General features: G+C 74.5%; 18 protein-coding genes and 1 tRNA gene. 10 read left to right on the top strand and 9 right to left on the bottom strand.

Translation table 11 applies throughout. From position 1 onward, the window contains the following. Positions 1-73 precede the first annotated feature (73 nt). A complete protein-coding gene (locus HTZ82_RS25310) occupies positions 74-565 on the bottom strand; it encodes a DUF309 domain-containing protein (RefSeq protein WP_175411720.1) in 492 nt (163 codons plus the stop codon). Between the two features lie 146 nt (positions 566-711). Here HTZ82_RS25310 and HTZ82_RS25305 point away from each other — a divergent pair, with 146 nt between their 5' ends. The 9 genes from HTZ82_RS25305 to HTZ82_RS25265 all read left to right on the top strand — a co-directional run bounded on the left by HTZ82_RS25305 (position 712) and on the right by HTZ82_RS25265 (position 12,222). Beyond that, positions 712-3,441 carry an AAA family ATPase gene (locus HTZ82_RS25305; RefSeq protein WP_175411719.1) on the top strand — a complete coding sequence of 910 codons (2,730 nt, stop codon included), beginning with the start codon at positions 712-714 and terminating at the stop codon, positions 3,439-3,441. A gap of 52 nt (positions 3,442-3,493) precedes the next feature. Continuing rightward, positions 3,494-3,567: transfer RNA gene (locus HTZ82_RS25300), tRNA-Pro, on the top strand. Positions 3,568-3,818: 251 nt separating this feature from the next. Then, positions 3,819-4,505 (top strand): Crp/Fnr family transcriptional regulator, encoded by a 687-nt coding sequence (locus HTZ82_RS25295; protein WP_217624554.1) that lies wholly within the window; start codon positions 3,819-3,821, stop codon positions 4,503-4,505. A 164-nt stretch (positions 4,506-4,669) separates the two neighbouring features. Further along, complete coding sequence (locus HTZ82_RS25290; RefSeq protein ID WP_175411717.1) at positions 4,670-5,512, top strand: hypothetical protein; 843 nt, start codon at positions 4,670-4,672, stop codon at positions 5,510-5,512. Further along, positions 5,509-7,854: a hypothetical protein gene (locus HTZ82_RS25285; protein ID WP_175411716.1), complete on the top strand. Its 2,346-nt coding sequence runs from the start codon at positions 5,509-5,511 to the stop codon at positions 7,852-7,854. Before HTZ82_RS25290 ends, HTZ82_RS25285 begins: the two co-directional genes overlap by 4 nt. 82 nt (positions 7,855-7,936) lie before the next feature. Continuing rightward, positions 7,937-9,193 carry a PE-PGRS family protein gene (locus HTZ82_RS25280; RefSeq protein WP_175411715.1) on the top strand — a complete coding sequence of 419 codons (1,257 nt, stop codon included), beginning with the start codon at positions 7,937-7,939 and terminating at the stop codon, positions 9,191-9,193. Further along, positions 9,190-9,717, top strand: a complete 528-nt coding sequence (locus tag HTZ82_RS25275; RefSeq protein ID WP_175411714.1) for a Pycsar system effector family protein — start codon at positions 9,190-9,192, stop codon at positions 9,715-9,717. Before HTZ82_RS25280 ends, HTZ82_RS25275 begins: the two co-directional genes overlap by 4 nt. A 348-nt stretch (positions 9,718-10,065) precedes the next feature. Then, positions 10,066-11,439 carry a M48 family metalloprotease gene (locus tag HTZ82_RS32940; protein ID WP_175411713.1) on the top strand — a complete coding sequence of 458 codons (1,374 nt, stop codon included), beginning with the start codon at positions 10,066-10,068 and terminating at the stop codon, positions 11,437-11,439. Positions 11,440-11,568: 129 nt separating this feature from the next. Next, positions 11,569-12,222, top strand: coding sequence for a hemerythrin domain-containing protein (locus tag HTZ82_RS25265; protein ID WP_175411712.1), 654 nt, complete (start codon positions 11,569-11,571; stop codon positions 12,220-12,222). 232 nt (positions 12,223-12,454) lie between these two features. Here the strand turns inward: HTZ82_RS25265 and HTZ82_RS32800 are convergent, their stop codons facing one another. The 7 genes from HTZ82_RS32800 to HTZ82_RS25230 form a co-directional block, all read right to left on the bottom strand. Further along, positions 12,455-17,737, bottom strand: coding sequence for a NaeI family type II restriction endonuclease (locus HTZ82_RS32800; protein ID WP_175411711.1), 5,283 nt, complete (start codon positions 17,735-17,737; stop codon positions 12,455-12,457). Then, positions 17,730-18,686, bottom strand: a complete 957-nt coding sequence (locus HTZ82_RS25255) for an ATPase (RefSeq protein WP_175411710.1) — start codon at positions 18,684-18,686, stop codon at positions 17,730-17,732. The genes HTZ82_RS32800 and HTZ82_RS25255 overlap by 8 nt, the downstream gene beginning before the upstream one ends. Continuing rightward, positions 18,683-20,779, bottom strand: coding sequence for a hypothetical protein (locus HTZ82_RS25250; RefSeq protein ID WP_175411709.1), 2,097 nt, complete (start codon positions 20,777-20,779; stop codon positions 18,683-18,685). Before HTZ82_RS25250 ends, HTZ82_RS25255 begins: the two co-directional genes overlap by 4 nt. After that, positions 20,776-21,771, bottom strand: a complete 996-nt coding sequence (locus HTZ82_RS25245; protein WP_175411708.1) for an alpha/beta hydrolase — start codon at positions 21,769-21,771, stop codon at positions 20,776-20,778. The genes HTZ82_RS25250 and HTZ82_RS25245 overlap by 4 nt, the downstream gene beginning before the upstream one ends. Positions 21,772-22,014: 243 nt before the next feature. Next, positions 22,015-23,043, bottom strand: a complete 1,029-nt coding sequence (locus tag HTZ82_RS25240; protein WP_175411707.1) for a 2-dehydropantoate 2-reductase — start codon at positions 23,041-23,043, stop codon at positions 22,015-22,017. 76 nt (positions 23,044-23,119) lie between these two features. Further along, the gene (gene hpnR, locus HTZ82_RS25235) at positions 23,120-24,631 is read right to left on the bottom strand and encodes a hopanoid C-3 methylase HpnR (RefSeq protein ID WP_175411706.1); all 1,512 of its coding nucleotides are present in this window, start codon (positions 24,629-24,631) and stop codon (positions 23,120-23,122) included. Between the two features lie 102 nt (positions 24,632-24,733). Continuing rightward, a complete protein-coding gene (locus HTZ82_RS25230) occupies positions 24,734-25,057 on the bottom strand; it encodes a CU044_2847 family protein (protein WP_175411705.1) in 324 nt (107 codons plus the stop codon). A 239-nt stretch (positions 25,058-25,296) separates the two neighbouring features. Here HTZ82_RS25230 and HTZ82_RS25225 point away from each other — a divergent pair, with 239 nt between their 5' ends. Continuing rightward, entirely contained in the window at positions 25,297-26,277 is a 981-nt protein-coding gene (locus tag HTZ82_RS25225) for a CAP domain-containing protein (RefSeq protein WP_175411704.1), read from the top strand. A gap of 16 nt (positions 26,278-26,293) precedes the next feature. Here the strand turns inward: HTZ82_RS25225 and HTZ82_RS25220 are convergent. Then, on the bottom strand, positions 26,294-26,662 hold a 369-nt coding region (locus HTZ82_RS25220), incomplete at its 5' end, for a CAP domain-containing protein (protein WP_175411703.1).

Genomic DNA, 26,662 nt, shown 5'->3' with positions numbered 1-26,662 from the left:
GATACGGGGGTCTGGGGGCGGAGCCCCCAGTTTCGGGAAGGGGCGGGACAGGGGACAGACCCGTCGGGCACGCCTAATGCGCCGTCAGCCGCGGTGCCTCCGTCGTCGCGTCGACCGCGGCCCCCTCCACCCGCCCCGCCAAGCCGCGCGCCCACGCCACCAGACCGCCCACATCGATCCCGTACGGCGCCGAAGAGGCGTACGGCTCGATCCGCTCCGCCCCGCGCAGCAGCAGCCGTCCGCCGCCCACCGCGTTGCCGCGTGCCGCGTGCGTCAAGCCCACCGCGAGCTGCGCGAGACCCCGCCACAGCTCCTCCTCGCCGTCGCGCCCCGCGTCGCGGCACGCCTTCCAGGCGTCCTCCAGCACCTCGTGCGCATGGAACGGCAGCCCCTCGTCCAGCAGCCGCTGCGCCTCCCGCAGCGCCTCCTCGGGCGTGCGCTCCACGCCCTCCGGCTGCCGCTCCACCCCCGGAGCCCCGTACGGCAGCGGGCGCCCCAGCCCGTCGCGCGGACGCGCGCTGCGGGCCCGCCCCTCGGTGTCGCGGTCCCTCGGCGTCCTGTCCACGCGCCCATTGTCACCCCTGGGCCCCCTGCCGCGTGAGCCGGGGGAGGGCCCGAAGTGTGACCCCCGACCGACGGCCCGACTAGGCTCCAACGCGACCACAGGGCGATCAACAGGCCACCCCCCGAGCCCCCTTGGAAGGAACCACGATGCTGCCGTCCCGGGCGCACGACCCGCTCCCCACACCGCTCCTGGAGCGGGAGCCGGAACTCGCCGCGGCCGCGCACGCCGTCGACGCGCTGTGCGGACCCGCCGCCACCGGCGGGCTGCTCGTCTACCGCGGCGAGGCCGGCATAGGCAAGACCGCGCTTCTCGCGGAGATCGGCCGCCGCGCCTCCGGCCGCTGCACCGTGCTGTCCGGCAAGGGCGGCGAGACCGTCACGTCCGTCCCCTTCAACGTCGTACGCCAACTCCTGCTCCCCGCCCTCCTGCCGCAGCCCGAGGACCGGCTCCGCCGCCTCTTCGGCGACCGCTTCGGCCTCACCGCGCCCGCCCTCGGCCTCGCCGCCCCGGCCGGTCCGCTGGCCGACCCGCAGGGCGTACGCGACGGACTCGACCGGGTCGTCGCGCGCCTCGCCGAACAGCAGCGCGCCCAGCCGCTCGTCGTCCTCGTCGACGACGCGCACTGGGCGGACGTCGAGTCGCTGGCCTGGCTCGCCGCCTTCGCGGACCGGCTGGCCGAACTGCCCCTGCTGATCGTCCTCGCGCACCGCGCCGACCCGCGCGGCGACGTCCGGGCGGACGTCCGTTCCCAACCCGCGGCCGCCCTCCTGCGCCGCCTCGGCGAAGCCGCCCGCCTCACCGTCACGCTGCGCGCCCTCACCCGGGACGCGACCGCCGACCTGGCCCGCGCCGCGCTCGGCGACCGCACGGACGCCCCGTTCTGCCGCGAGGTATGGACCGTGACCGGCGGTAACCCGTACGAGACCGTCGAGCTGCTCGCGACCGTACGGGACCGCCGCCTGGACCCCGTCGCCCGCTCCGCCCGCCACCTGCGCGATCTCGGCGCCTCCGCGCGCGGCAGCGGCCTCGTCGCGCGCCTGGAGCGCCTCGGCACCGACGCCACCCGGTTCGCCTGGGCGGCAGCCGTCCTCGGCACCGACATCGCGCAGCAGCTCGCCGCCACCCTCGCCGGGCTCACGCCCGCCCAGGCCGCCGACTGCGCCGAACGGCTCCGCGCCGCGCGCGTCGTCACCGGGACGGACCCACTGGAGTTCGTCCACCCCCTCGTCGCCACCGCCGTGTACCGGTCGATACCGCCCGCCGTCCGTACCGCCATGCACGGCCGCGCCGCCTGGGCGGTCACCCACGCGGGCCTCGGCGCGGCCGCCGCGTCCCCCCACCTCCTGGAGGTCCATCCGGACGACGACCCCGAGGTCGTCGCCCAACTCCGCGACGCCGCCCGCGAGCACCTCGCCGTCGGCGCCCCCGACGCCGCCCGCCGCTGCCTCGAACGCGCCCTCCAGGAGCCGCCGCCCCCGCACGCGTACGCCGAAGTCCTCTACGAACTCGGCTGCGCCGCCCTCCTCACCTCACCCGACGCCACCATCCGCCACCTGCGCTCGGCCCTCGACCTGCCCGGCCTCACGCCGGAGCTGCGCACCGACGCCACCTGCCGCCTCGGCCAGGCCCTCGCCCACAGCAACCGCATGCCCGAGGCGTCCGTCGCCGTCGCGACCGAGGCCGCCCGCACCCCCGAGGGCGTGGCACGGACCCGGCTGCAGGCCGCCCATTTCATGTACGAGTCGTTCCGGGCCACCGAGGACGACGCCGAGGACCGCTCCCGCCGCCTCGCGGACCTCGCCGACCATCTGCGCGGCACCGACAGCGCCGAACGCGCCCTGCTGTCGCTGCGCGCCTTCGACGCGATGCTGCGCGGCGAGAACGCCGCCCACGTCGTCGACCTGTGCGACCGGGCCCTCGTCGACGGCCGCCCCGCCCAGGGCGTGAGCTGGACCGACACCGAGTGGGGCTTCGAGACCCCCGCCATGATCGGCATCGCGTACGCCTTCACCGACCGGCCCGACCGCGCCCGCGAGCTCTTCGAGGAGGCCGTACGCGCCTACGAGATCTCCGGCTGGAGCGGCGCCCACCTGGCCTTCGCGCACACCCTCCTCGGCCTCGCCCACCGCCGCGCCGGCGACCTCGCCCGCGCCGAGACGTTCCTTCGCGAGGGCCTGCGGCTCGCCGACCGGGTCGGCAGCGGCCTCGCCGTCCAGTGGGACGCGGTCTGCCTCCTGATCGACACCCTCCTTGCCCGGGGCCGTGTCGCGGAAGCCCGCGACCTGGCCGACCGGTACGCCTTCGGCCCGCCCTGGCCCAGCGCCATGGTCCTCCCGGACGGCCCCTGCGTGCGCGGCCGGCTGCTCCTCGCCGAGGGCCGCACCCGCGAGGCCGTCACCGAACTGGAGGCCGCGGGCAGCGCCTTGGAGCGGCGGGGCCGCCACAACGGCATCTGGGCCCCCTGGGCCTGCGACCTCGCCCGCGCCCTGGCCGGCCACGAGGACCACGGCCACGACAACCACGGCCACGAGGACCACGACCGCGACCGGGCCCGCCGCACCGCCGCCCTGGCCCGCACCCACGCGGAACGCTTCGGCACCGACACGGCCATCGGCGAAGCCCTCCGCTGCGCCGCCCTGTTCGCCGCCCCCGACGAAGCCGTCCCGCTCCTCGCCCGCGCGGTACGCCACCTGGCGGCGTCCCCGTCCACGTACGAACACGCCCTCGCCCGCTACGACTACGGCCTGGCCCTCCGCTCCCCGGAGGAACTCGGCCACGCCGCCGACCTCGCCGCCACCTGCGGCGCCGACGCCCTCGCCGACCTGGCCGCCCGCGCCCGCGACGAGGCCCTGTCGTCTCACCGGCCGCGTCAGTGAGGTAATGTTTCCCCCGTCGCGCTCACCACGGCGAAAGCCCCGGCGAGCGCACCGGGACGTGGCGCAGCTTGGTAGCGCACTTGACTGGGGGTCAAGGGGTCGCAGGTTCAAATCCTGTCGTCCCGACTCGTGAGAGTCGCAGGTCAGGGGCCGTTTCAGAGCGATCTGAGATGGCCCCTTCGGCCGTTTCTGGGCCATTGGGGCCCATTGGGGCCATTTTCTGACGAAGGCGGCAGCGTCACCGTCCGATCCGAGGTCCACTGAGGTCCACTCCCGTCGTCCTCGACGGCGGCGCGGACAGGGCACGGGGGATGCGCTAGCCTCGCGGCTGATCGCATGATCGTGTGCGGCCCGAAGCCGTAGTCGGGGAGAGGCAGTTGACGCAGCTCGAGGACCAAGTTCCGTTCGTGGTCCGGTTGGACACCGATGACCGGCAGGCGCTCTTCCGCAGCGGCAATCCCCTCGCCTTCCCCGCGAGACAGGTCCTGCTCCGGGAACACGAACCCTCGACCCACGTTCTGATCATCCTCTCCGGCTGGGCCAAGGTGACCTCGGCAGCGCCCAACGGATACGAGGCGCTCCTCGCGCTCCGAGGGCCCGGGGACATCGTCGGCGAACAGGCCCTGCTCAGCGGGCGGCTGCGCGGCGCGACCGTCACCGCGCTCGAACGGGTCGAGGCGCTCGCCGTCGACGCCGACCGGTTCGGCGCCCTTCTCGACGAACGACCCGACATCGCACGGAAGCTGCTCGCTCTGACCGCCGACCGCACCCGCGACAGCGACCGGCGACGTGTGCAGTTCGCCTCCCTGACCGTGCAGGAGCGGCTTGCCCTGCTCCTGCTCGAACTCATCCGCACCCACGGCGAGGAGTCGGAGGACGGCGTCCAGCTGACTGCCGGGCTCACCCAGAGCGAGCTCGCAGGCTCGGTCGGAGCCTCCCGCGAGGCGGTGGCACGGCTCCTCAAGCAGCTGCGGGAGCGGGGCATCGTACGGACCGGGCGGCGCGGCATCGTCGTCGTACGACCTGACGTACTGCGGCAGATGGCGCGTTCCGGAAACGACTGACCGGGGCCGACGGAACTGTCGGCGCGGACCACGCTCTGTGCACATGGTCACATTCCGAGTGTGCCGGGTTCCGTCGCCCCGAACTCCCCGTCCCTGGCATCTTCGGGATGTCCAGAAGGCCCCGAGCGGGCCGTGTCACCAGCGGAATCCAGCGGAAGGCGGCCATGCGCGAGCCTGTCAACCGGACCATCCTGCTCCTCGACATCGAGAGGTTCAGCCGTCGCGACGACGTGGTGCAGGCCGTCCTGCGGCGCACCCTGAACAAGATCGTGGACCAGACGCTCGAAGCCGCCGGCGTCGAGGCCACCCAGCAGTACCGCGAAGACCGTGGTGACGGCCTGATCGTGCTGCTCAGCGGCGACGTCGCCAAGACCGTGCTCCTGCGGTCGCTGCTCACCACCACCCCCGAACTTCTCCACGAGCACAACCTGCTCGCCTCGGAGAGCGCCCAGATGCGGCTCAGGATCGTCCTCGCCGTCGGCGAGGTGGCCCATGATCCGCACACCGGTACCACCGGGGGACTCGTCGGACACGACCTCAACCAGGCCTGTCGGCTGCTCGACGCGGACGTGCTGCGGTCGGCCCTTGCCGCGCGCCGGAACGAGCACTGCGTTCTCGCGGTGAGCGCGCCCGTGTACGAGGGCGTGGTCCGGCACGGTCACCGTGGCGTACGGCCGGAACACTGGCGGGAGGCGGACGTCACCGTGAAGGACGGTGTGCTGCCCGCCTGGATCCACCAGAGCGCCTCGCCGGACCGGGCTCCGGCCCCCGCCGACGCTCCGGCTCCCCCTTCTGCCGCCGACCGGGCTCCCGCTCCCGCCCCCGCTCCCGCCACGCAGGAGCGGTCGCCCGGAGCCGTCTTCCACTTCCACGGCGCGCCCGTGATCCACGGCTCCCTCGTCGCCGGCGACCAGCACGGCGTGAGCGGCGGCCAGGTCACCGGTGACGTCGTGCTCGGCGGCACGACCCGGACCGAGGACGGCACCACGGACGGGAGCCGGCCGTGAACGTACCTCAGGACCACCAGGCCGGCACGGACGGACAGGACCCGCACGCGGAGTGGCCCGCGGCCGCCACCGATACCCCGGACGGAACCAGCGACACGACCACAGGCGCCGAGGAGTCGGCGGACGCCGAGGACGAGACGGAACACGCCTGGGACTCCCGCCGCGACCTCTACCGGCACATCCCCGGCATCATGCTCGGCCACTCCGCCCGGACCGGCGGCTCGCTGGTCGGCGGCGACCAGCACGGTGTCAGCGGCGGCCACGTCTACGGTGACGTCATCCTCGGCGGCAGCAAGGTGGAGTACCACATCGGCGGCGACACCGAGGAACGGTCCGGAGAGATCCCCCGCTCCGAAGTCGAGGCGCTCGCACGGAACTTCGTCTATCCGCCCGGGGAGCACGACAGCAGCCGGCCCGACGACGCGGCTCCGGCCGACGGCCGCGACGACCCGGACGCACCATGGGAGCCCGGCAGTCCGTTCGCCGTCGCCCTCGCCGGACTCAGGGAACACCGCGTGGCCGTCCTCTCCGGACCCGCCACCACCGGCCGCAGGGCCGCAGCCCTCATGCTGCTCCGCGCGGTCGGCTCCCGCTCGTACCGGGCCCTCGACCCGGCGCTCCCGCCCGGCCGGCTCGTCGGCGAGCTTCGCGAAGACTGCGGCCACGTCGTCGCCGACTTCGCCACCACCGCTGAACGCCCGCTGCGCGAGCACCACATCCGCGCCCTCAGCGAGCGGCTCCACGCCACCGGCGGCCACCTCGTCCTCGTCGTCGGACCCCACCCCGTCGTCCACGGCGGTGTGAGCCCCGTCCCCTGGCAGCCGCCGGAGCCCGCCGCGCTGCTCGCCGGACACCTCAGGAACCAGGACGTGGCCGGGCGGAACGTGGACGAACTTCTCGCCCTCACCGAGGTACGGTCCGTCCTGGCACACCACCGGCCGGTCGCCGACACCGCTCGCTTCGCCGAACGCGTCGCCGGCTACGCCCGCGGCACGGTCACCCTGGCCGAGCTCGGCGCGTTCGGCCACTACGCCGCCGAACGACAGGTCCGGGAGTGGTTCGACAGCGCCGACCACACCCTTCACGACAAGGCCTTCCTCATCGCCCTCGCCACGTTCGACGAGGCCCCCTACCCCCTCACGGCCGAGCTGAGCGACGTCCTCTTCGGCCTCTTACAGCGCATCGAGAACCCCGGCGAACCGGCCCGGATCCCGGTCTTCGGCACCTCCAGCGCCCAACGGGTCGAGCAGGCGCTGGCCGACCGCTACCAGGAGCCGGAGGAGACCGAGTGGGGCCCGGTGCTCCAGACGAAGGTGCAGTTCAGGGACCGGCTCACCGCCATCACCCTGCTGCGCGAGGTCTGGACCGGCCACCCGTCCGCCCGGCGCGCGCTCGTGGCCTGGCTGCGCCGCCTCGCCGACGACCCCCGGCCCGTCGTCCGCACCCGAGCTGCCGCCGCTGCCGCTGTCATGGCCGAGGCCGACCTGCCGTCGGCCATGGCGCTCCTCATCCGCTCCTGGGCGGCTGACCGCCGACTGCGCGCCCGGCTCGCCGCGGCCAACGCGCTGGCCCTCGCCCACCACCTGGGTGCCCCGCACGTCTCCCGCATCCTCGCGGACTGGTGCACCGCGCCGGACCACCGTCTGCGCTGGACCGCCGTCCGCGGCTACGCCCTGGTCGGTGACGCCTTCCCCCAGGAGGCGCTCGCCGCGCTCACCGAGGCCGTACGCAGCATGGAGTCCCGGGGCGGTCCCGCCCGCGGCTGGTCGGAGGAGCGCGACGACCTCGCCCAGTCCGCCGCCGCCCTGCTGCTCGCAGCGGGGCAGGAGGCGGCAGCACGCGACGACTGGGACGCGGCAGCCGGCCTATGGGGCGCCCTGCCGCCCCTCGCCCGGGGCACCACCAGGGACTTCGTGCTGCGCGCCATGGTCCACGCCTGCGGACCCACGGACGGGCCCGCGGGCACGGGACGCCCCCTGCTCCTCGACCTTTTCGCGCGCGCCGACCCGAAACCCGGCACGGACGGCGCGGTGCTGCGTCACGCCATGGCGGCGCTGTGGCGAAGCGTCCTCAACGACCCTGTGTGCTCCGCCTCCGGACTCAACACCATGCGCCAGTGGGTCCGCGCTGCCGAGGACGACCGGGGAGCCGAGACCGCGCTCGCCGAGCTGCTGCCCCTCCTCACGGCCTCCAACGAGGACCACCGGCGGCTCGCCTACCTCCTGGACAACCTGCGTGGCGAGGGCGACTCCGCCAGGCCCGCCGTGGCCTTCCGGCTGCGCACCCTCCTGTCCGCCTCGCACGCGGACGCCCGTTCCTCCGCCGACGCCCCCTCCCGGTGAATTCGGCGATTCCGATGTGAACCCCTCGGCGTGGATCCCCCGGGAACACGCCGTTCCCACCGTCCCAAGGAGCAGCGTCATCATGATGAGCCAGCCGCCCCAGTGGCAGCAGGACGCCAACCGCCACTCCGTACTCGTCGACCCGGTGGTCACGATCCAGGAGCTGTCCCGCTTCAAGCCGCTGCGTGCCACACGCATCGACCACGCCCTCGTGTTCACCACGGCCCAGGGCGCCCTCGACACCTACCTGCCGCCGAGCCGGCCGAGCCGCACCGAGCTCGCCACCCGGCGCTGGACCAGCGTGTACGAGGTCGACATGGGGTGGCACGAAGCCGCCACCCGACTCGCCCTCACGAGTCAGAACGACGCCTTCCTCTTCGACGTGTCCCTGAGCTGCACCTGGCAGGTCCTCGACCCGGCCGCCTTCGTCGCGAGCGGCGAACGGAACGTACCGGCCATGGTCCAGCGCCTCGTCGAACAGGCCCTGCGGCCCGTGCTCCGCGGCTTCGCCATGGAGGAGAGCGCCGAGGCCGAACGCCAGGCCCGCACGGCCCTCGAAGCCACCGGGCCGCTGGGCGCCCGGGCAGGGCTCGACGTCCGCTGCGTTCTTCAGATCCGGCGCGACGAGGCGGCACTCGAACAGGACCGCCGGCTGCGCGACATCGCGTTCGAACGCCAGAAACTCGAACCCCAGCACGCACTGCTCATGCGGGAGGACGAACTGGCGGCGGAGCGAGCCCTCGCCCAGGGCCGGCAGCATCATCGCGTCGAGCTCCAGCAGCAGACACTCGAGCACGAGCGCAGTCTGGCCCGCGGCCGTCAGGAGCTCGAACTCCAGGAGATCGAGGCCAAGAAGATCGAGTACTACGCCTACTGGCTGGAGCGCGGCGGCCCGGCCGCCATGGCCTTCCAGCTCGCCCGGCACCCCGAAGACGCCCGCCTCGTCATGGAGAACCTGCGCCAGGACCAGCTGCTGGCCATGCAGAACCAGCTCACGGTCGCCCTCCAGGCACTCGGTGGCGGTCCAGGCGGCCTGGAGGAGCATCAGATGGACGAGCCGCGCCGGCTCGCGGCCAACGTCATCAAGGAGGTCCTGAGCGCGAAGCTGTCCCAGGGCCCGGCACTGCCGCCGCCCGCAGCCGAGGGGCCCGCGTACGCCCCGGCCGAGGGCCAGGCGCCCGGAGCCGCCACCACGCCCGAGCCTTCGGTGACGGATGGCGGCGACGCCCTGCCGGAGGCCGTGCCCGGGCGCGTCGAAGCCCCCGAGGGCACACCGCCGCCCCCGCCGGAGGACGGACCGCTCTTCGGCTACCCCTCGACCCCCCAGCCGCCGCGATGAGCGCCACCGTCCCCGAGCCCGGTTCCGCGCCGGCGCAGGGCACGGCGGAGCGGCTCCTGGGCGAACTGCGCCGGGAGGCCGCCCGCGCCGACACCAAGGGCTCGGTCCTCGTGGCCGCACAGGGCATGGCCGCCGCCGCCCTCGTCGGCGTGCTCGCCGCGCGCGACTGGCACCCCTCCGACCTCTCGGCACCGGGCCAGGTGATGTGGTGGGCGGGAGCCGTCTGCTTCCTCCTCTCGCTCATATCCCTGCTCATGGCCGTCGTGCCCCGCTACCGGACGGCCGACTGGCAGCCGGGCGCTCCCCTCACCCACTTCGCGGACATCCAGGGGGCGGCCCGCCGGGGACCGTCGGTCCTGGAGGAGGCGCTGCGGGAGACCGACCGCGCTCCCAGGGCCGCCGTCCTCGCCTCGCTCCTGGAGAACAGCCGGATCGTCTCGATCAAGTACGCCTGGCTGAGGGTGGGCATGGCCGGGTTCACGGCGGCGCTGGTGCTGCTGCCCGGCGCGCTGCTCGCCGGCTGAGGCCGCAGGGCCGACCGCGCCGCCGACGGGGAGGACCCCGTCGACGACTCGTATCGCAACACCGTCAGGAGACAGACAGTCATGTCCGACCACGAGGACGTCCCTCCTCCGCCGTACCCCGGGGAGGAGTTTCCGCTGCCCCGTCCGGGCGAGCAGGGCCCACGACCGCTTCCCGGCGAGCAGGCCCCGCCGCTGTATCCGGGCGAGCAGGAGCCGCCCCCGCCCTATCCGGGAGAGGCGGCGGCGCCCCCGCAGCCGGGGGAGATGCCGTCTCCGGCGTATCCGGGGGAGACGGCGCCTTCTGCGTATCCGGGGGAGATCCCGCCTCCCGCGTATCCAGGTGATGCGGTGGCGCCCGCGTACCGGGGAGGGGCGGCGCCCGGCTACCCGGACGCCCCGCCCGCGTATCCGGGGGAGAACCCTCCTCCCGCGTCCGAGGACGACGCGGCCCCCTCGTACCCTGGCGAGGTCACACCCGAGCACCCCGCGCACCTGCTGACCGCCTTACCGGACGAGGCGCCACCGCCGTACCCGGGCGAGGCCTCCCCACCGCCCGACGTCCGCGAGGCGGTGCCTCCCCCGAGGGCCGCGGACGCCTCGGCGCAGGCGCCCGCCGCCGCGTACGTGCCGTCGGCCGCCCCTCATCCGGTACCCCCGCCCCCGCCGACCGTGGCGCCTCCTCCTCCGTCCGCGCCACCGGTCTCCGGGCCCGTCGTCGACCACGACGACCTGGCCCTGGACCAGGGCCGCAGGATGGTGAAGGCCGTACAGCGGGGCATCGACGGCGCCGCGTTGTCCCATCTGCTGGTGACGGTGCCCATCGGACTGATCAGCCTGGCTGTGGTCGCGTTCGCGTCCGCCCTGGTCAACCCCTCCCTCGCCGTGATCGTTCCGGTGGTCTGGCTCCTCTCCGGGCCGCTGGTCTTCAACCGCGACGTGGAATCGGCCATCGCCCGGCGTCTGTTCGGGATGCGCAGGCCCACGGCGGAGGAGGCCCAGCGGCTGCACCTGGTGTGGGAGCAGGTGACCCGGCGTGCGGGGGTGGACCGGGAGACGTACGAGCTCTGGATCCAGGAGCGCACCGAGCTGAACGCGACGGCGGCCGCCGGGCACATCGTCGCCGTCACCCGGCATGCCATGGAGCGGCTGCCCAACTCCCGTCTCGCCGCGGTGCTCGCGCACGAGCTCGGCCACCACGTGGGCGGTCACACCTGGGCAGCGATGCTCGCCGACTGGTACGCGCTGCCCGCGCGGGCCGCCGGGCGGGCCGTACTCGCCCTCCTGTTCGTCCTCTTCCGGACGAAGCACTGGGCCGGTATCGCCTGTGGAGGCTGCCTCTCGCTGATGATCCTTCAGTTCCTTTTCCTCTACACCTTCGTGGAGGGGATGTGGTGGCTCGTCCTGCCGGTGGCGGCCGGTCCGCTGCTCATCGCCTGGCTGCACCGGCGGGCCGAGTTCCGTGCCGACGCGTACGCGGTGGGGCTCGGCTTCGGTGAGGCGCTGGAGGACGTCCTCGTCACCGAGGCCCAGGCGGCGGCAGCGCCGGGTATTCCCCCGCACGGCCCGGCACCGGTGCCCCCGGGCGTACCACCGTTCCCGCAGCCCGGGCAGGCGGCGCGCAGCGGGCGTCTCGTGGCCAAGGCCGCGCACACGAACGTCGAGGCGCGCCTGCGGAACGTCAGGCTGGTCATGTCCCAGCAAATCCAGCGCTCGGCTCCCTAGAACCTCCGCCCAGGTGACCGGCAGCCGGTGCCTTCGCCGGTCCGTGCATGGGCCCGCCCGTCCCGGAAACCCGTCCGGGGCAGGGGGCGATTCTGTCCAGGCGTGAGAAGAGAAGGAAGAGGGCCTGCCATGGCTGACGACCTCATCACCATGGTCACCAACGATCATCGCGAGCTTGAGCGTCTGTTCGGCATGATGCTGGAGGACAGGAGTTCCCGGCCGCTGGCGCTGCCCCTGGCCGTGGCCATGCTGGAGGCGCACAGCGAGGCCGAGGAGGACCGGGTGTACCCGGCTGTGGCCCGCGAGGCCGGCGAGAAGGAGGAAGCCGAGCACGCCGCCGAGGAGCACCACCAGGCCGAGAGCCTCGGCAAGCATCTCCTGGAGATCGACTGGGAGAGCAAGGAGTTCGACCAGGCTCTGGAGGACTGGGTCGGCGCTGTTCGGCACCATGTCGAGGAGGAGGAGAACGAGATCCTGCCCGCGCTGCGTGAAGCCGTCGACCAGGACCGGCTGAGGGAACTGGGGCTGGAGTTCGCCGCCCGGCGGTCCCGGAAACTGGCGGGCCAGGCTGTCACCGGCGGCGGTGGCGGCGGTGGCGGCGGAGCCCACGGTCGCGCCGGTGGCGGTGGGACACGGGCCGGGCGTCGGCGGGAGACGGAAGGCATGACCCGGGCGGAGCTTTACGACAAGGCCCGGGAGCTCGGTATCGAGGGCCGGTCCTCGATGACCAAGGAGGAGCTCGCCCAGCAGGTCGGTAAGGCGTCGAAGCGCAAGAAGCGCTGAACCCGCCGTCCCGGCGTGTGCCTGCGCCGCTCCCGAGCCCAGGGAGGGCTACGGTCTCCCCCGACCCGGGAACGACTGTGGAAGCAGGCCGACAGAGTCGGCGAGCGGCACCACTCTAACGCGAGGGGAGAGTGTCGGGGCAAGTCGGAATGGCCGTGCGGTCCGGGATGGTTGGCGCGGCGCGCGGGCCCGGCGCGGGGTGGTGGTCAGCGGGCCCGGCGCGGCGCGGTGGTCAGCGGGGGCGGCGGGGCGTGGGGAGGTCCGGGGGGAGCGGTTCCGCGGGGTCGTCGGCGGTTGCCGTGACCCACGCGACGCCTCCCGCGAGGACGGACGGGCGGGTGTGGTGCGGGCGGCGGCGGGTGAGCCGTACGCTCACGTACTCGTCCGGCGCCGGTACGGGGAGCCGCAGCGCCACGGCCAGCTCCCGGCCCCGGCGGTTGCCGCCCAGCACCAGGACGCCCTCGTTCCGCAGCACGGCCGCCGCCTCCCGTACCCGGCGGGCGCTGTCCCGGCGGCGGGTCACCGCGCGGAGCGCCGCGTCCGCCACGGGCCTGCGCTGCACGCGCCGGAAGAGCTCGGCGGTTCTGGCGGCCGCCGACGCCGGCGCCAGGACCGCCGCGCGGTCGGGCTCCGGCAGCCGGAGCACCACGTTCTCGGGCAGCGCCGCGCCCCGGTGCAGCCACAGCACCGGCAACCCGGCCGGTGCGGCGGCGGGCAGGTCCGGCCTTACCCGGAGGAGCCCGGCCGACCAGCGGGCGTGCGGGTCGTCGGCGCGTACGAGCAGGCACACGGCACCGTGGTCGGCGGGCGCGAACTCCCAGTCCGGCCTGCCGAGCGCCAGCTTGAGCCGGAACGGCCTGGTGAAGGGGAACGCCTCGTCCAGAGCCGTCTCAAGAGTCGTCGCGATGCGCCGCTGTTCGTCCGCGTCCAGGTCGCGTACGTCGAATCTGCCCGTGTCCTCCGGGGCGAGTACCGTGTCGACGCAGTCCCTGATCAGGGCCGCCGTGCGGTGGCCGTCCGGGTCCAGGTCGTTGAAGACGCGTGCGAACGTGAGCAGTTCGGCGTCGTACGCGGACAGGTCGATGTGCGGGGTGAGGACGACGCACACCTCGACGCCGGACAGTGTGGTGACACGGCTCGGTACGAATCGCCCGGCGACCAGCCCGTCCGGGGCCTCCTCCGTCTCGGAGCCGAGCAGGGCGAACGCCTCGGGGGACACGCACAACGTCGGCTGGAACGGGTAGTTGTCGGAAAGCTGTCGGAAGTGCGCCAAGCGCAGCATCGTCAGCGTCAGCCGGGCGTCGGCCTGGGAGGCCACGTCGCGACTCTGGACGTGCACGGTCCCGGTGTGGACGGCCAGCCGCACCATGGGTGGTTCCCCGACGGACTCCAGGGACTCGGGGAGCCGTTCGGCCAGCTCGGTCAGCAGCGGCCCCAGCGGGACCGATCGGTCCACCAGGACCAGGCAGCCGTCCCCGAGCCCGTAGGTGCGGAACTCCTGACGTCGCCCGATCGCCTGGGACTGCTCCCGTATGCCCTGGAGGAGCGAGGCGAGGATCCGGGACCGTTCCACGGCCGTCCCGGGTGGACCGCCGCCGCCGTCCGTCTCGATCGCGATGATCGTCCAGGTTGTCGGTGTTCTCGGCGTCGGCGTCGGCGTCGGCGTCTGTGTCCGCGTCGGCGTCTCGGACAAGTGGTTCTCCGCCGCGCGCAGCAGTCGGCGCGCCTCCGCGCGGTCGTCCTCGTCGCCGGCGTCCTCCAGGAGCGCCACGGCCGTCCGTGCCGCCGTCCGGGCGTCGGACGGCCGGTCCAGGGCCAGCAGCGTCTGCGTGACGCGGATGAGCACCTGGCCCTCGGCGCGGCGGTCACCGCGCGACCGGAGGTGGGTGCGGAGCCGGTTCTGGGCGACGAGGAGTTCGTCGAGGCGGCCCGCGTCGGCCAGTGCCCGTGCGAGGCAGAGCAGCGCCTGCTGGAACGGCTCCGCGGTGGCGGCCTCGTCGTCCGCGTACTGGCGCAGGGCCTCTTCGGCACGCACGACCGCTTCTCCTGGTCGGGAGGAGTCGATCAGCACCCATGCCAGGGCGACATCGGCGTCCGCCAGGCCCTGTTCGTCGCCGTCGGCCAGGAAGGCCGCGCGGGCGCTCTCCAGCTCCGCCTCCGCCTCCCGCAGCGCGTCGCGCCCGTGATGCAACCGGCCTGCCAGCAGTGCCGCATGGCCGCGCGTCAGCGGGTCGTCGTCGGCGTGCCCGGAACGGGTGAGGCGGCCCAGCGTCGCGATGGCCTCGGCTGTCTCCCCGGCGCGGTGGAACGCGTGGGCCAGCCCGGTCAGCGCCCTGGTGTACGCGATGCCGTCGACGTCGGCGACCGACCGGAGCAGGGCGAGGCCGGCCTCCCGGTACCGCGTCCAGTACGGCGTCGACGCCCCCAGATCCTGGAGGAGGAGCAGCAGATCGGACCGGCGCCGCGGCAGCGCCGTCGCGGCCGGGCCACCCGACGCGATCAGCGCCAGCGCGTTGGGGATCCACACGTCCTCGTCGTCCCGCCACGCCTGGTCCGGCAGGGCGTACGGGGCCAGGCGGGCCAGCCGCGAGCGGGGGTGCCGGGCGGCGTGGAGGGACGCCGCGCGCGGGAGGTAGAGGTCCAGGAGGCGGGCCGTCGCCGCGAGCTGGTCGGAGGCGGACGGAGCGGCCGACTCCCGTACCTCACGGTGCACGGCCTCGCGGAAGCGGTAGCGGTAGCGGCCCTCGCGCCCGTACTCCAGCAGCCCTTCGGTGAGGAGTACGTCGAGGATCGCTGCGGCGTCGTCCCTGCCGAGGAGCGCCGACACCTCCCGCAGCGTCAACTCGCCGGTGCCGGCCAGGGACAGCAGGCCCAGGGCCTGCCGCGGCTCCGCCGGGAGCAGGTCCAGACGCAGCCGCACGATGGGCGGCACTTGGTCCAGGGGCCTGGACTCGTCGTACAGCCGGCATGTCTCCCGCACGAGGTTCACCAGCTCGGCCCTCGGCGGAGCCCAGCGCGAGGCGACCAGGCCGGCGACGAGCCTTACGGTGAGCGGCCACCAGTACCCGCCGTCCGTCAGGCCCCGCAGAAGGCCCTTGTCGGCTCGGGTGCCGGTGCCGGTGCCGGTGCCGGTGCTGTTGCTGGTGCCGAGCAGGGAGACGAGGAGGGTACGGGCCTCCCGGGCGTCCAGCGGGGTCGGCGACCACGACTCCTCGTCGGAGGCCGCCCACAGGTGCCGGCCCGTGACGAGTACGGCACACCCCGGCGCGCCGGGCAGTAGATGACGGACGTGGTCGAGGTCACGCGCGTCGTTCAGGACGAGCAGCACGCGTCGGCCGTGTAGCGCCGCGCGCAGTTCGCCCGCCAGTTCCTCGGCGGTGTGCGGTCCGCCCGCGGGTGCCGCGCCGAGCTCGGTCAGCAGGCGGTACAGGGCCGCTTCGGCGGGAACGGGGTGGCGGTGCCCACCACGCAGGTCCACGAAGAAGCGGCCGTCCGGGAAGTGGTCGCGGACCAGCTGAGCCACGTGCAGCGCGAGCGTCGTCACGCCCGTGCCCGAAATGCGCGGCGAGCGCAGGTAGTGGACGCGTGTGTCCGTGTCGCCGATCACCCGCCGGGCCAGCCGCTCGGCGAGGGCCACCGTGTCCATGCCCACCAGGGGGTCCGGCAGGAGGTGGGCCCAGTCGTCGTCCGGCAGGTGGTTCGCCGGCGGGTCGTCCGGTGACGGCAGGGCTTCGCCGGACTCGGTGGCCGTCCGGGCCGGTGCCTGGCGGCGTACGTCCGGAGGCCGCACCTCCGTCGTTCCCTCGGAGGGTACGGACAGGCCCAGCAGCTCCAGGGTCTGGCGCGACGCACGGGCGAACGCCTCCCGCTCGGCGGTCAGTTCCCGTGCGCCGTCCTCGTCGTGCACCACCGACAGGAGACGGGCCCGGCCGTCACCCCTGGAGGCGACATGGCGGTCCAGGGCCCGGTGGACGCGCCACGCCTCGTGGGCCGGAAGCTGCTCGCGCAGCACCGCCGCGGCCTCGGTGGGCAGCACCAGCTCAACCGGCCCGCCGGCGGCGCTCTGCTCCAGCGGGAACAGGCCGCTGGTCACGACCTCCGCCACGTCCGCGGTCGTGGCGTCCGGCACCAGCTCCCGGCGGATGACGTGCAGCAGCTGGAGGCTGAGCCGGTCGAACGGCGAGCACAGCACGGCGAGCCGCACCGCCCGGGGCGCGCCCGTGCGCAGGAACCCCTTCGCGACCGTCGCCGGAGGGAGCGGTACGGCGGGCGGCCGGGGCCTTCCCGGCAACCGGCCGCCCGGCGGGACGAGCACGGCCGTGCAGCCCTCCGGGTCGCTCCGCATCACGGCGCGCGACCAGCGGCCCAGCGAGTGCGGCGACAGCGACAGCACCGGGATCGGCAGCCAGTCGCCGCCCGCGGCCGCGCTGCCGGCCCCGCGTGTGGGCGAACCCTCCGGCCCCTCCGGCCCCACGTCGGCGTACAGCGGGGGCGGGTCGTGCGGGAGGCGGCTGCGGTGGGCACCCGGGGCGGCGGCCGTGAACCGCACCGTCGGCAGGTTCAGGCCGCCGCGCCGCCACAGCTTCGTCGGCAGCGGGTTCAGCAGCGCCGTCGGGGTGGTCGCCGCCCACTCCCGCAGCAGCCGCCACATTCGGGGGGCCCGCCACGCGGGCGCCGTGCAGTCCGACACCACGACGACCAGCCGGCGGCCGTCCGCGCACCGCAGCTGACCCGGCGTCAGCGGGCTGTCCTCGGCGTCGAACTCCAGGTCCCGGACGGTGAGCGTGCGGAACGCCCCGAGGCGGTCCAGGACGGACGTGAAGTCCGTGAGCGTCTCCTGCCACACCCGCATGGTGGGGGAGCGGTCGACGACCAGCACCAGGTCGAACCACCGCTCCGGTGCCGCACCGAGTACGGGGATCAGCTCGCCGCTGCGGGCGTAGCCGTCGACGGTCGCGTCGATGTCCAGGGCGGTATGCCGCCCTTGGGGCCAGGGCCGCTTCCACGGACGCAGCGCCCGGGTGAGCTCCAGCGCGCGGGGCAGTCCGCTCGCGCGGGGCGCCGCCACGGCATGGCCGCGCAGCCGCGCGCCGCCGCCGGGCAGCCGCTCGTGCAGGGCGTGCGCCCCCTCGGCCGGCTCCACACCCTCGGCCGCTGTGCCTTCGACGCCCCGCCCGGCCGGTCGGTGCGCGCCGGTGTCCCTGCCCGCGGCGGCCCCGGCGGCTCCGGCGGCCCCGGCGGCACGTTCCGTCTCCTGTGCCGGGCTTCCGGCGGCGGGTGCCGACCCGTCGGCGCCGGACCCTGGGCCGTCCACCGGGCGCGGGTGCCCGTCGTGGGTGCCGTGCCGGTCCTGCGCCATCCGGGCGGCCAGCCACAGCGCCTCAGCCAGCGCCGTACCGTCCAGTCCGCCCGCCGACCCCATGCCGCCGGACGCGGCACCGCCCCCGCCGGGAGCCGCCAGGCCCGGTACGGCGGAGTGCAGGACGGCCAGCACCCTGGCCAGTTCGTCACGCACGGGACAACTCGCGCAACAGCAGGTCCACGACCGCCTGCCGGCGGTCCTCGTCCGGCGCGCTGCCCCCGGACAGCAGGTGCACGGCGTTCAGCAGCTGGTCGACGGCCAGGCTCTCACCCGATGCCAGCCGCTCCACGAACGCGCCGATCAGCTCCCCCGTCGCAGCGGACCCCGCGGTCTCCGCGCCCAGGTGCGCCTCCACGACCCGCAGCAGCGACTCGGGCGTCGGCAGCGGCATCGTGAAACGGACGCACCGGCGCAGGAACGCCGCCGGGAACTCACGCTCCCCGTTGCTGGTCATCACGATGAACGGGAACTCGGTGCACTGGACCCGGCCCCGCGTCACCTCGTGCCTCCGGTCTCCGCCCCACTCGCGCACGGCCACCACGTCCCTGCCGTACCGGGCCAGTTCCGGGATCTCGAACTCGCCGCGCTCCAGCACGTCCAGCAGGTCGCTCGGGAGGTCCAGGTCGCTCTTGTCGATCTCGTCGATCAGCAGGGCACGCGGCCGCTCCGCCGGGAGCAGGGCCGTGCCGAGCGGGCCCATCCGCAGGAACGGGGCGATGTCGTCGCTGCCGCCCGGGCCCTCAAGCCGCTGGGCGTGGATCCTGCCGAGCGCGTCGTACCGGTACAGCGCGTCCGTGAGACCGCTGCGCGAGGTGATGTGCCAGCGCAGCACCGTGCCCAGCCGGAGCTCCGCCGCGACCTGTTCGATCACCGTGGACTTGCCCGAGCCGGCCGGGCCCGTCACCAGCAGCGGGCGGCGCAGCAGCAGCGCCGCGTTCACCGCCTCCACGAGGCCCTGGGGCGGCACGAACTGCTCATGCAGGGACCGGCGGGGGAACTCCCGCCACGGCGGCGCCGGAGCGAGCCGCCGCGGCTCCTCCGGGTCGTCCGGGTCCTTCGGACCGGCGCCGCCGGTGCCGCTGTAGAAGGGCTGCCAGGTCATGCGGGATTCTCCCCATCCGTAGCGAACTGTTCGAACCACCGGCAGAAGTCCAGCCACTCCGGGTCGTCCCAGACCGTCCGCAGCCGCGCCAGGTGACCCCGGCCCGGCGCCTGCGGGGTGCCGCCGCGGTGGCTCCAGCGGTCCCGGTACGCGCGGCTGAACTCCGCGGGCAGCAGATGCCAATGGCTGTCCACGTACCGCCGGGCCTCCGCCGGCACGCGGTCGGTGTCGTCCTCCGGCCACAGGACGATGGGGGAGGAGGCGAGCAGCGTCTCCAGCATGTCCTTCAGCTGCGCCGGACGGTGCCCCAGCGCGACGGCCCGCGCGCGGGGGCCGCCCAGCAGCCGGTCGCGCAGCTCCCGCATCTGGCGGGTGTCGCCCTCGCCCAGCCAGTCCACGCGCGTGCCACCCGGACAGGACTCCATCGCGCGCAGCGTCCTGCGGGCCCGGTCGTTGATCCACCACAGGTGTTCCGGCGGCTGGATACGGTCGCTCCAGCGCAGCACCACGTCGTGCTCCGCGCCCAGCCGCATCCCGAAGTCCGTCTCCTCCGGGCGCCAGTGGACCAGCAGCGGCGCCGGCGCGGCGATCTCCACGCGGCGCAGCGGCACGTCCAGCGCGGCCGCGAGCCGGGACGCCCAGCGCAGCGCTGCCCCCACCTGCCGCTCGACGCCCGCACGGTCCGGCACGCACGCGAACTCCTCGTGCCGCCGCACCGCCCCGTCGTCCAGCAGCCAGGCGGCGAGCGACTCCGGCCACTCGTCGCCCACGGCCGCGTGCAGGCTGACCACCAGCCGCAGCCGCAGCTCGCGCGTACGGTCACCGAGCCGCTCGAACGCGTCGTTGAGGTCGATCCGCGCCCCCAGCGCGGCCGCCCACCGGTCCAGGGCCTCGGCCCGCGGATCGACGCCCGTCTCCCGGGCGAGGAGCGCCACGAAGTCCGCGACCGGCTCCGTACGCCGCTGCCCCGCCCTGGGCGCACGTAACAGCAGATGCTCGACCGCGTCCCGCAGCAGCCCCGTCCCCGACGAATCGGCCAGCGGCGCCACCGCGTCAGGGCACACCTCGGCCAGCGCCCGCCGCAGCAGGGCCGACGTCAGCGCGGCGCCCGGCCACATGCCCAGCAGATGCACCGTGCTCACCGCGGCGCGCAGTGCCTCCACCACGTCCACCGCCCACGTACGGCCGGGACAGGGCGGGCCCGCCGCCAGGGCGTGCCGGAGCTCGTCGAGCTGATGCGCCGCCGTGATCAGCCGGACGTCCGGGACCGGACCGGCCGCCCCACCCGCGTCCTGCCCGTCGCCCACGGCTTCGAGGGCCCGCGACAGCTCCTCCACCGCCACCGCGCCGAGCAGCGCGCCCGCCCGGGGAACCGTGTGCTGCTGGTTGCGCGCCAGCCACAGCCGGCCCGGGGCGAACCGGGCGCCGTCGAACTCCGCGCGCAGGATCGCCTGCCCCGCCGTGCCGCCGTCGTCCCGCACGGCCTCGACGACCGCCTCCGGCAGCAGCGTCTCGCCGCCGGCCGCGATGCCGTCCTGAAGGACCTTCACCAGCGTGCGGCTGAAGCGGAGCCCGTACGCCTCCTCGGCGGCGCCCGAGCCCATCAGCAGCGACAGCCGCGTGTCGCCCTGCCGGATGCCGTTCGCCACGGACTTCAGGTCCGGCACCGCGTTGCCCGCGTGGCACGTGTCCACGATGGCGATGACCCCCGCCAGGCCCGGCGTGTCCAGCGCCCCCGCCAGCAGCGACCCGACGTCCACCGCCGTGACCGGCGCCTCCGCGCGCGAGTCGCCCGCCATGAAGTACAGGCCCGTCCCGGCCGCCATGCCGTGGCCCAGCAGCGCCACGACCAGCACCGCACCGGCCTCACCCGCGCCCATCGCCGCCGCCCGGACCGCCTCCTCGACGTCCGCCCGGCGCACCGGCCCACCGCACAGCAGCGTCGCCCCGCCCGGAGGATCCTTCTCGCACGCCCCCGCCCAGGGCGCCGTCAGCGTCTCGTGCAGCGCCCGTGCCGCGTCCTCCAACTCGTCGAGCCGGCCGAGCGCCGGACACTGCGCGCCGATCACCAGCGCGTGCCGCGGCCCGGTCATGACGCCGCCGCGGCCGTGAGGGCCTCGACGAGCGGCCCCGCCACGGCCGGCTGCGCCAGATACTTCGCCGCCGGGTGCACCCACACCCCGTCCGAGTCCACCCGGCTGCTCACCGGTCCCACCGACGCGGCGTTGGGCACCACGAACCTCTCCAGCTCGGGCCGGGCGGCGATCACGTCGTCACGGTCCCAGAAGTTCAGCCACCGGCCCACACACGCCGGTGCGCTCAGCGGCTGCGGCCGCACCCTCGGCTGCACGGCCGTCCGCACACCCAGCGGCGAGCCCAGAGTGATCAGCAACGGCACGTCCCCGTCGTGCGCGTGGAGCGCCTCCAGAGCGACAACCGTGCCGAGCGAGTGGGCGACGACCACGGTCGGGCCGTCGCCGTCCAGGCACGCGGCGACCCGGTCGCGGATCCTGCGGTCCAGCGTGACGCCCCGCTCGTCCGGCTCACCCCGGTTCAGATACCGGGCGACCTGGCCGAGGATGCCCACCGTGAGCCGGGCGCTCAGCCAGCCGCCCGTCGCCCGCAGCCCGGGCAGCGCGAGCAGCGCCGTCAGCGCGTTCATGGCGCGCCGCCCCGGCGCCCCGAGACCCTGCGCCCCGCCGGGCGGAGCGAGTTGGGTGCGGGCGTGGCGCAGCACCCGTACCTCGCCCGGGGGCAGGTCCGGGTCGGTCAGCCGCTCGTCGACGGCTTCGAGGAGCAGCTCGGCGACCAGCTCGGCGACCAGCTCCTCGTCCTCCTGCGGCGCCGCGCCCGCACCCCTACGCGTACTCGGTGTGCCCGCGCCCTGCGCGCCGGGTGTACGGAACAGGTCGCCGTAGTACGCGAATCTGGCATCGGCGGCCCAGCCGCCCGCCAGGCCGGATAACCGGCTGGAGTGCCCCGCCGCACGGGCCCCATGGGCCAGGGCGCGCAGCCACTCCTCCAGATCGGCGCCGGCGTCCCGGGGACCCCCGATGCCGTGCACGAACACCAGACGAGGCTTCATCGTTCCCCCAATCGACGTCCAGCTTTCCGAACGATCTTCGCGTGACCGCACGAGCACCGGCAACCCCTGTGGAAAACCCGCGACACCGCAGGAAAACACGTGCGGGCCACGCGGTTCGCCTCAATTACTGCACGTCACCCAACCCCTGTGACGGCATGTCATCCCGGCACTGTGACGGCACGTCACCCAACCCCGGCACGTCACCCGGCCACTGTGACGGCACGTCACTCCTGACCGCACACATCACCCCGACGCCGCCTCCCGCAGCTCCGCGTACAGCTCCGGGCCCGTCCAGCGCCGCGCACGCCCGGCCCCCGCGGCCTCCGCCTCCCGGACCAGGCCGACGAGGCGGGCGTTCACGGGCGCGGTCAGCCCGTGGCGGCCGGCCAGCGCGACGACCTCGCCCTGCAGTGAGTCGACCTCCGTCGGGCGGCCCCGCTCCAGGTCCTCCCACATCGACGACCTGGCCTGCGCGTCCACCCGCAGCGACGCCGCCGCCACCCGCCGGAACACCGCGTCCGGCAGCCGCAGCAGCAAGGGCGTCACCCGCGCCGGAACCGGACCCAGCCGCGCCGGAGCCACGCCCTCCGCCCGGAACACCGCCAGCGCCTCCTCCTGGCACAGCGCCAGACAGCGCCGGTACGCGCGCGTGCCGAGCTGCTCCCGCAGCGGCAGCCCGGACAGCGCGTTCACCGCGTTGTTCAGGTTCATCAGCAGCTTCGCGTACCGCACCGCGCGCATGTCACCGCGCGGCTCGACCGCGAGCCCGGCCCGCCGCAGCGCGGCCACCAGCGGGCGGGCCTCCGGTACGTCGTCCACCATCAGGGCGCCCGCCGTGCCCTGGTGGAACGTGCCCGGTTCGGTCTGCAGCACGTTGTACGGGACCATCCCCGCGAGCACGGCGGTCCCCTCGGGCAGCGCCGCACGCAGGACGTCCGGGTTCCGCAGCCCGTTCTGGAGGCTCACCACGACCGTGCCCGCGCCCAGGTACGGGCCGAACTCCTCGGCCGCCGCGCGTGTGTCCCGCGATTTCACCGTGACCAGCACGAAGTCCGCGCCCGACACGCCTGCCGCCTCGGTCGCCGTACGCAGCAGTCCCGGCTCCACGCGCGCGGTGGGCCGCCCGCCACCCGTCAGCCGCAGGCCACGTTCCCGTACACCGTCCATCGCGGCCGGCCGGCCCACCAGCGTGACCTCGCACTCCGCGGCCAGGGCACCGCCCAGGTGGCAGCCGATGCTGCCCGCGCCGAACACAGCGATCTTCAGTGACATGCGGCCAGTCTCGCCCGCGCGCTCCGACGCGTCGAGGCCCTGCCGACAAGGCCGGCCCGTCCGTCGAGGCCCGCCGTCACACCCCGTCGGGGTCCGGCGCCGAGCGGCGGTGGGTGGGCGTCGCCGTCCTCGTGTGGATGAACAGATCCTGCCGTCCGGGCGGCGTCGCCCGGTGCTCAGGCAGGGGCAGCTCGTACCGTACGGGCCGACGATGGTCCGCCAGCTGCCGCTCCACGTTGTACACGCGCCCGAACTTCCACAGCATCCGGGCGAAGTTCGTCTGCCCCCGCATCAGGTTCCGGCCCAGCACCCCCATCGCCCCGATGGCCGTCCGCATCCCCAGGTGCTTGCGGTTCAGAACCGCCTGGGTGCGCACCAGCTCCCGGTAGAAGACATCGAGCGGCAGCTTGGTCGGTACCACCGCGTGCTGGATGTCGAAGAGACGGTAGTCCCGCGTCGTCAGCTGGCGTGCCTCCGTGTGCCAGATCTCCGTCCCCGGATACGGCGTCATCACCGTCAGATGCACGATCTCCGGAACGGACAGGGCGAACTCGCGCACGATCCGGAAGCGCTCCTCGTCCCACGCCGGGTCCACGATCAGGTTGATGGCCACCATGATGCCCATGCGCCGGGCGGCCTCCAGGGCCCGGAAGTTGTCGTCCGGGCTGACCCGCTTGCGGTACAGGTCGAGGCCCTCGGCGTCGATCGCCTCCATGCCGAGGAACATGTACTGCAGTCCGAGCCGCGTCCAGCGCTCGAAGACCTCCTCGTTGCGCAGCAGCACGTCGCTGCGCGTCTCCAGGTAGTAGCGCTTGCGGATACGGCGCCGTTCCAGGGCGGCCGCGATGCCGTGGCCGTGCTCCGGCCGGATGAACGCCACATCGTCGACGATGAACACGTTGGGCTCACGGATCGACGCCATCTCGTCGGCCGCCGCCTCGGGCGACGCCTTGCGGTAGCTGCGCCCGTAGAACGTCCACGCGGAGCAGAACGAGCAGTCCCAGGGGCAGCCGCGGGTGAACTCGATCGAGGCGCACGGGTCCAGCTCACCGATGAAGTAGCGGTTCCGCTTGCGCATGAGGTCGCGCGCGGGGCGTGGATTGTCCAGGCTGTCCAGCAGCTTCGGCGCGGGCCCGCGGCCCTCGGCGGAGATCACGCCCGGCACCGTGGCGAGCCCGCCGTCCCGGGCCGCCTCGAGCAGCGGGGCCACAGCGGGCTCGCCCTCACCCCGTACGACGGCGTCCACGGCGCCCTCGGCCTGCTTCAGCACATGCTCTGCGATGAAGGAGACGCTGTGGCCGCCGAAGAACACGAAGCACCCGGGGGAGGCCTCCTTGGCGCGGTGCGCGATCTCGATGGCCTCGGGGATGTTCGCCAGGTAGTTCAGGGAGATCCCGAGGGCCTCGGGCGCGAACGAGCGCAGCTCGGCGTCGAGTACGGCGGGGGACAGCACCTGCAGGTCCACCACGCGCACCTGGTGGCCGGCGTCCCGTGCCGCCGCCGCCACACGTTCCAGCCCCAGGGGTTCGAGCCGCAGGAAGATCTCCGAGTACATCAGGGCACTGGGGTGGACCAGCATCACGCGCATCAGTTCTCCAGCCGGTCGGTGAGAAGAGTCAGAAGGGGTCGGGCGTGAGGTGGTGAGGGGTGAGGTGGTGAGGTGGTGAGGTGGTCCGGCGGCCCGGCGGTGTCAGTGGCGCCTCCAGACCAGGCGTACGGCGAAGTTCACCTCCGCGGTGCCCTTGGCGACGACGACGCCGGTCTCGCCGCCCATCTTCAGACCGAACTCGATCTCCATCTCGTGCGGCCCGAGCCGCCGCACCGACTGCGAGACCTTCGTCAGGGCGGGTTCCAACTGGTCCAGCGCCTCCTGGAGCGACATGCGCCCACGCACCGCCACGCCTTCTTCGAACGGAGGAGGCCCGGGTCCCACCAGGGCGTCGTCGACCTCGAAGACGGCGGCGGCGCCGTCGCCACCGTCGTCGTCCAAGGTCATCGTGATCAGCTGCGCCACGCGGTCCAGCCTCACCCGGCGCCACGGGGCGCGCACTCCGGGCCGGTCCGGACGGACCACATGGCCACTTCCCGCCGGTGGCCGAAGGCAGCCGGTTTCCTGCGCCCGCCGGCACGGAAGTCTTCCTCTCGCGAGGTTTTCCGCGGAAAAAACGTTGTCGACGTCGCTGCGCCCGATCTCCCGTGTGCCGGACCAGCCGGCAGCCCTTGCCGTACACGAGAGCAGAGAGCGGAGTCACTGTGCAGCACCACCACCGGGACGACCACCACCAGCACGAGGACCAGCGCGGGCAGGGCCGGCACCGTACCGGTCGCAGGGCAGCCGCCCCGGCGGCGCGGCGGCACGCCAAGCGGCGCTGGACGTATCAGGGCGTCGGCACGATCGTCGCCGGAAGCGTGGCGGTGGCCGCCGTGGCGACCGGGACGCTCATGCTCGGCGGCACCGGCGGCGAAGGCACCACCCTCGCCACCCGTACGGCGACGCCCGACGCCGGGCGGCACGACACCGCCGGGACGGACACCGGCACCGGCCCCTCGGCGCCGGAGGTGCCGCCCGCCGCGCCCAGCGCGAGCACATCGGCCTCCGCACCCCGTACGGCTCCGGCGTCACCGTCCGGCAGCACATCCCCGACCGGCGGACCCAGCGCCTCCGCGGGCGACCCGTCGACCGGGGCGGCCGACCCGGACCGCCCCGCTGGCGGGCTGCGCGCGTCCGAGCGCCCCACCGCCGACGCCCCGGCACCCGCCGCCCCCCTGCGTACGGACGCCCCGGAGGGCTCCGCGACGCCGCGTACCCCGCAGACGCCCCGCCCCGCGGCCGCGCCCGGCGGGGCGGCGGCCGAGCACATACGCCGCGTCGTCGACCTCGCCAACACGGAGCGCTCCAAGGCGGGCTGCCCGGCGCTCCGCGTGAACTCCCGCCTCCAGTCCGCCGCCCAGAGCCACGCGGACGACATGGCCGCCCGCAACTACTACGAACACGACACGCCCGAGGGCCGCGACGCCGGCGACCGGATGCGGTCGGCGGGCTACCGCTGGATGACCTGGGGCGAGAACATCCATCGCGGCCCCAAGGATCCGGTCACCGCGATGCGCGACTGGATGAACAGTCCCGGCCACCGCAAGAACATCCTCAACTGCAAGTTCAAGGACATCGGCGTGGGCGTGAACCTGAAGTCCAACGGCCCTTGGTGGGTACAGAACTTCGGTGCCGCCGGCTAGCGCGCGGCCCGGGCGGCTACGCCGGGTCGGCCAGGGTCTGCACCCACACCGTGCCCTCCGGCCCCGGCACCGCCGCCACGCCCGTGTCCCGGTAGCCGCAGCCCAGCATGTTCTCCTCGTGGACGGAGCCGTCCATCCAGTCGTCCACGACCGTCGCCGCGTTCCGGGGGCCCTGGTGCAGGTTCTCGGCCCACGCGCCCGGCTCGTATCCGGCGGCCGCCATGCGCGCGTCCGCGTGCCGGCCTTCCGGGTCGGCGTGCGCGAAGTAGCCGCGCGCCACCATGTCCCGCGCGTGCGCCCGCGCGGCGGCGCTCAGCCGGTGGTCGAGGCGCAGCGGCGCGCACCCCGCCTCCGCCCGGCGGGCGTTCACCAGGGCCGTCAGCCG

The sequence above is a fragment of the Streptomyces sp. TRM64462 genome (assembly GCF_013362995.1).
In the GTDB taxonomy this organism is placed as follows: Bacteria; Actinomycetota; Actinomycetes; order Streptomycetales; family Streptomycetaceae; genus Streptomyces.
The sequence above is the reverse complement of the archived record's forward strand: the minus strand, read 5'-3'. Positions and strand labels throughout refer to the sequence as shown.

Excerpts from the sequence above, each read along its gene's own strand:
- HTZ82_RS25280 (WP_175411715.1), top strand. The coding sequence starts at position 7,937 with ATGATGAGCCAGCCGCCCCAGTGGCAGCAGGACGCCAACCGCCACTCC.
- HTZ82_RS25290 (WP_175411717.1), top strand. The coding sequence starts at position 4,670 with ATGCGCGAGCCTGTCAACCGGACCATCCTGCTCCTCGACATCGAGAGG.
- HTZ82_RS25255 (WP_175411710.1), bottom strand. The coding sequence starts at position 18,686 with ATGACCTGGCAGCCCTTCTACAGCGGCACCGGCGGCGCCGGTCCGAAG.
- HTZ82_RS25305 (WP_175411719.1), top strand. The coding sequence starts at position 712 with ATGCTGCCGTCCCGGGCGCACGACCCGCTCCCCACACCGCTCCTGGAG.
- HTZ82_RS25265 (WP_175411712.1), top strand. The coding sequence starts at position 11,569 with ATGGCTGACGACCTCATCACCATGGTCACCAACGATCATCGCGAGCTT.
- HTZ82_RS25250 (WP_175411709.1), bottom strand. The coding sequence starts at position 20,779 with ATGACCGGGCCGCGGCACGCGCTGGTGATCGGCGCGCAGTGTCCGGCG.
- hpnR (WP_175411706.1), bottom strand. The coding sequence starts at position 24,631 with ATGCGCGTGATGCTGGTCCACCCCAGTGCCCTGATGTACTCGGAGATC.
- HTZ82_RS25245 (WP_175411708.1), bottom strand. The coding sequence starts at position 21,771 with ATGAAGCCTCGTCTGGTGTTCGTGCACGGCATCGGGGGTCCCCGGGAC.
- HTZ82_RS25240 (WP_175411707.1), bottom strand. The coding sequence starts at position 23,043 with ATGTCACTGAAGATCGCTGTGTTCGGCGCGGGCAGCATCGGCTGCCAC.
- HTZ82_RS25275 (WP_175411714.1), top strand. The coding sequence starts at position 9,190 with ATGAGCGCCACCGTCCCCGAGCCCGGTTCCGCGCCGGCGCAGGGCACG.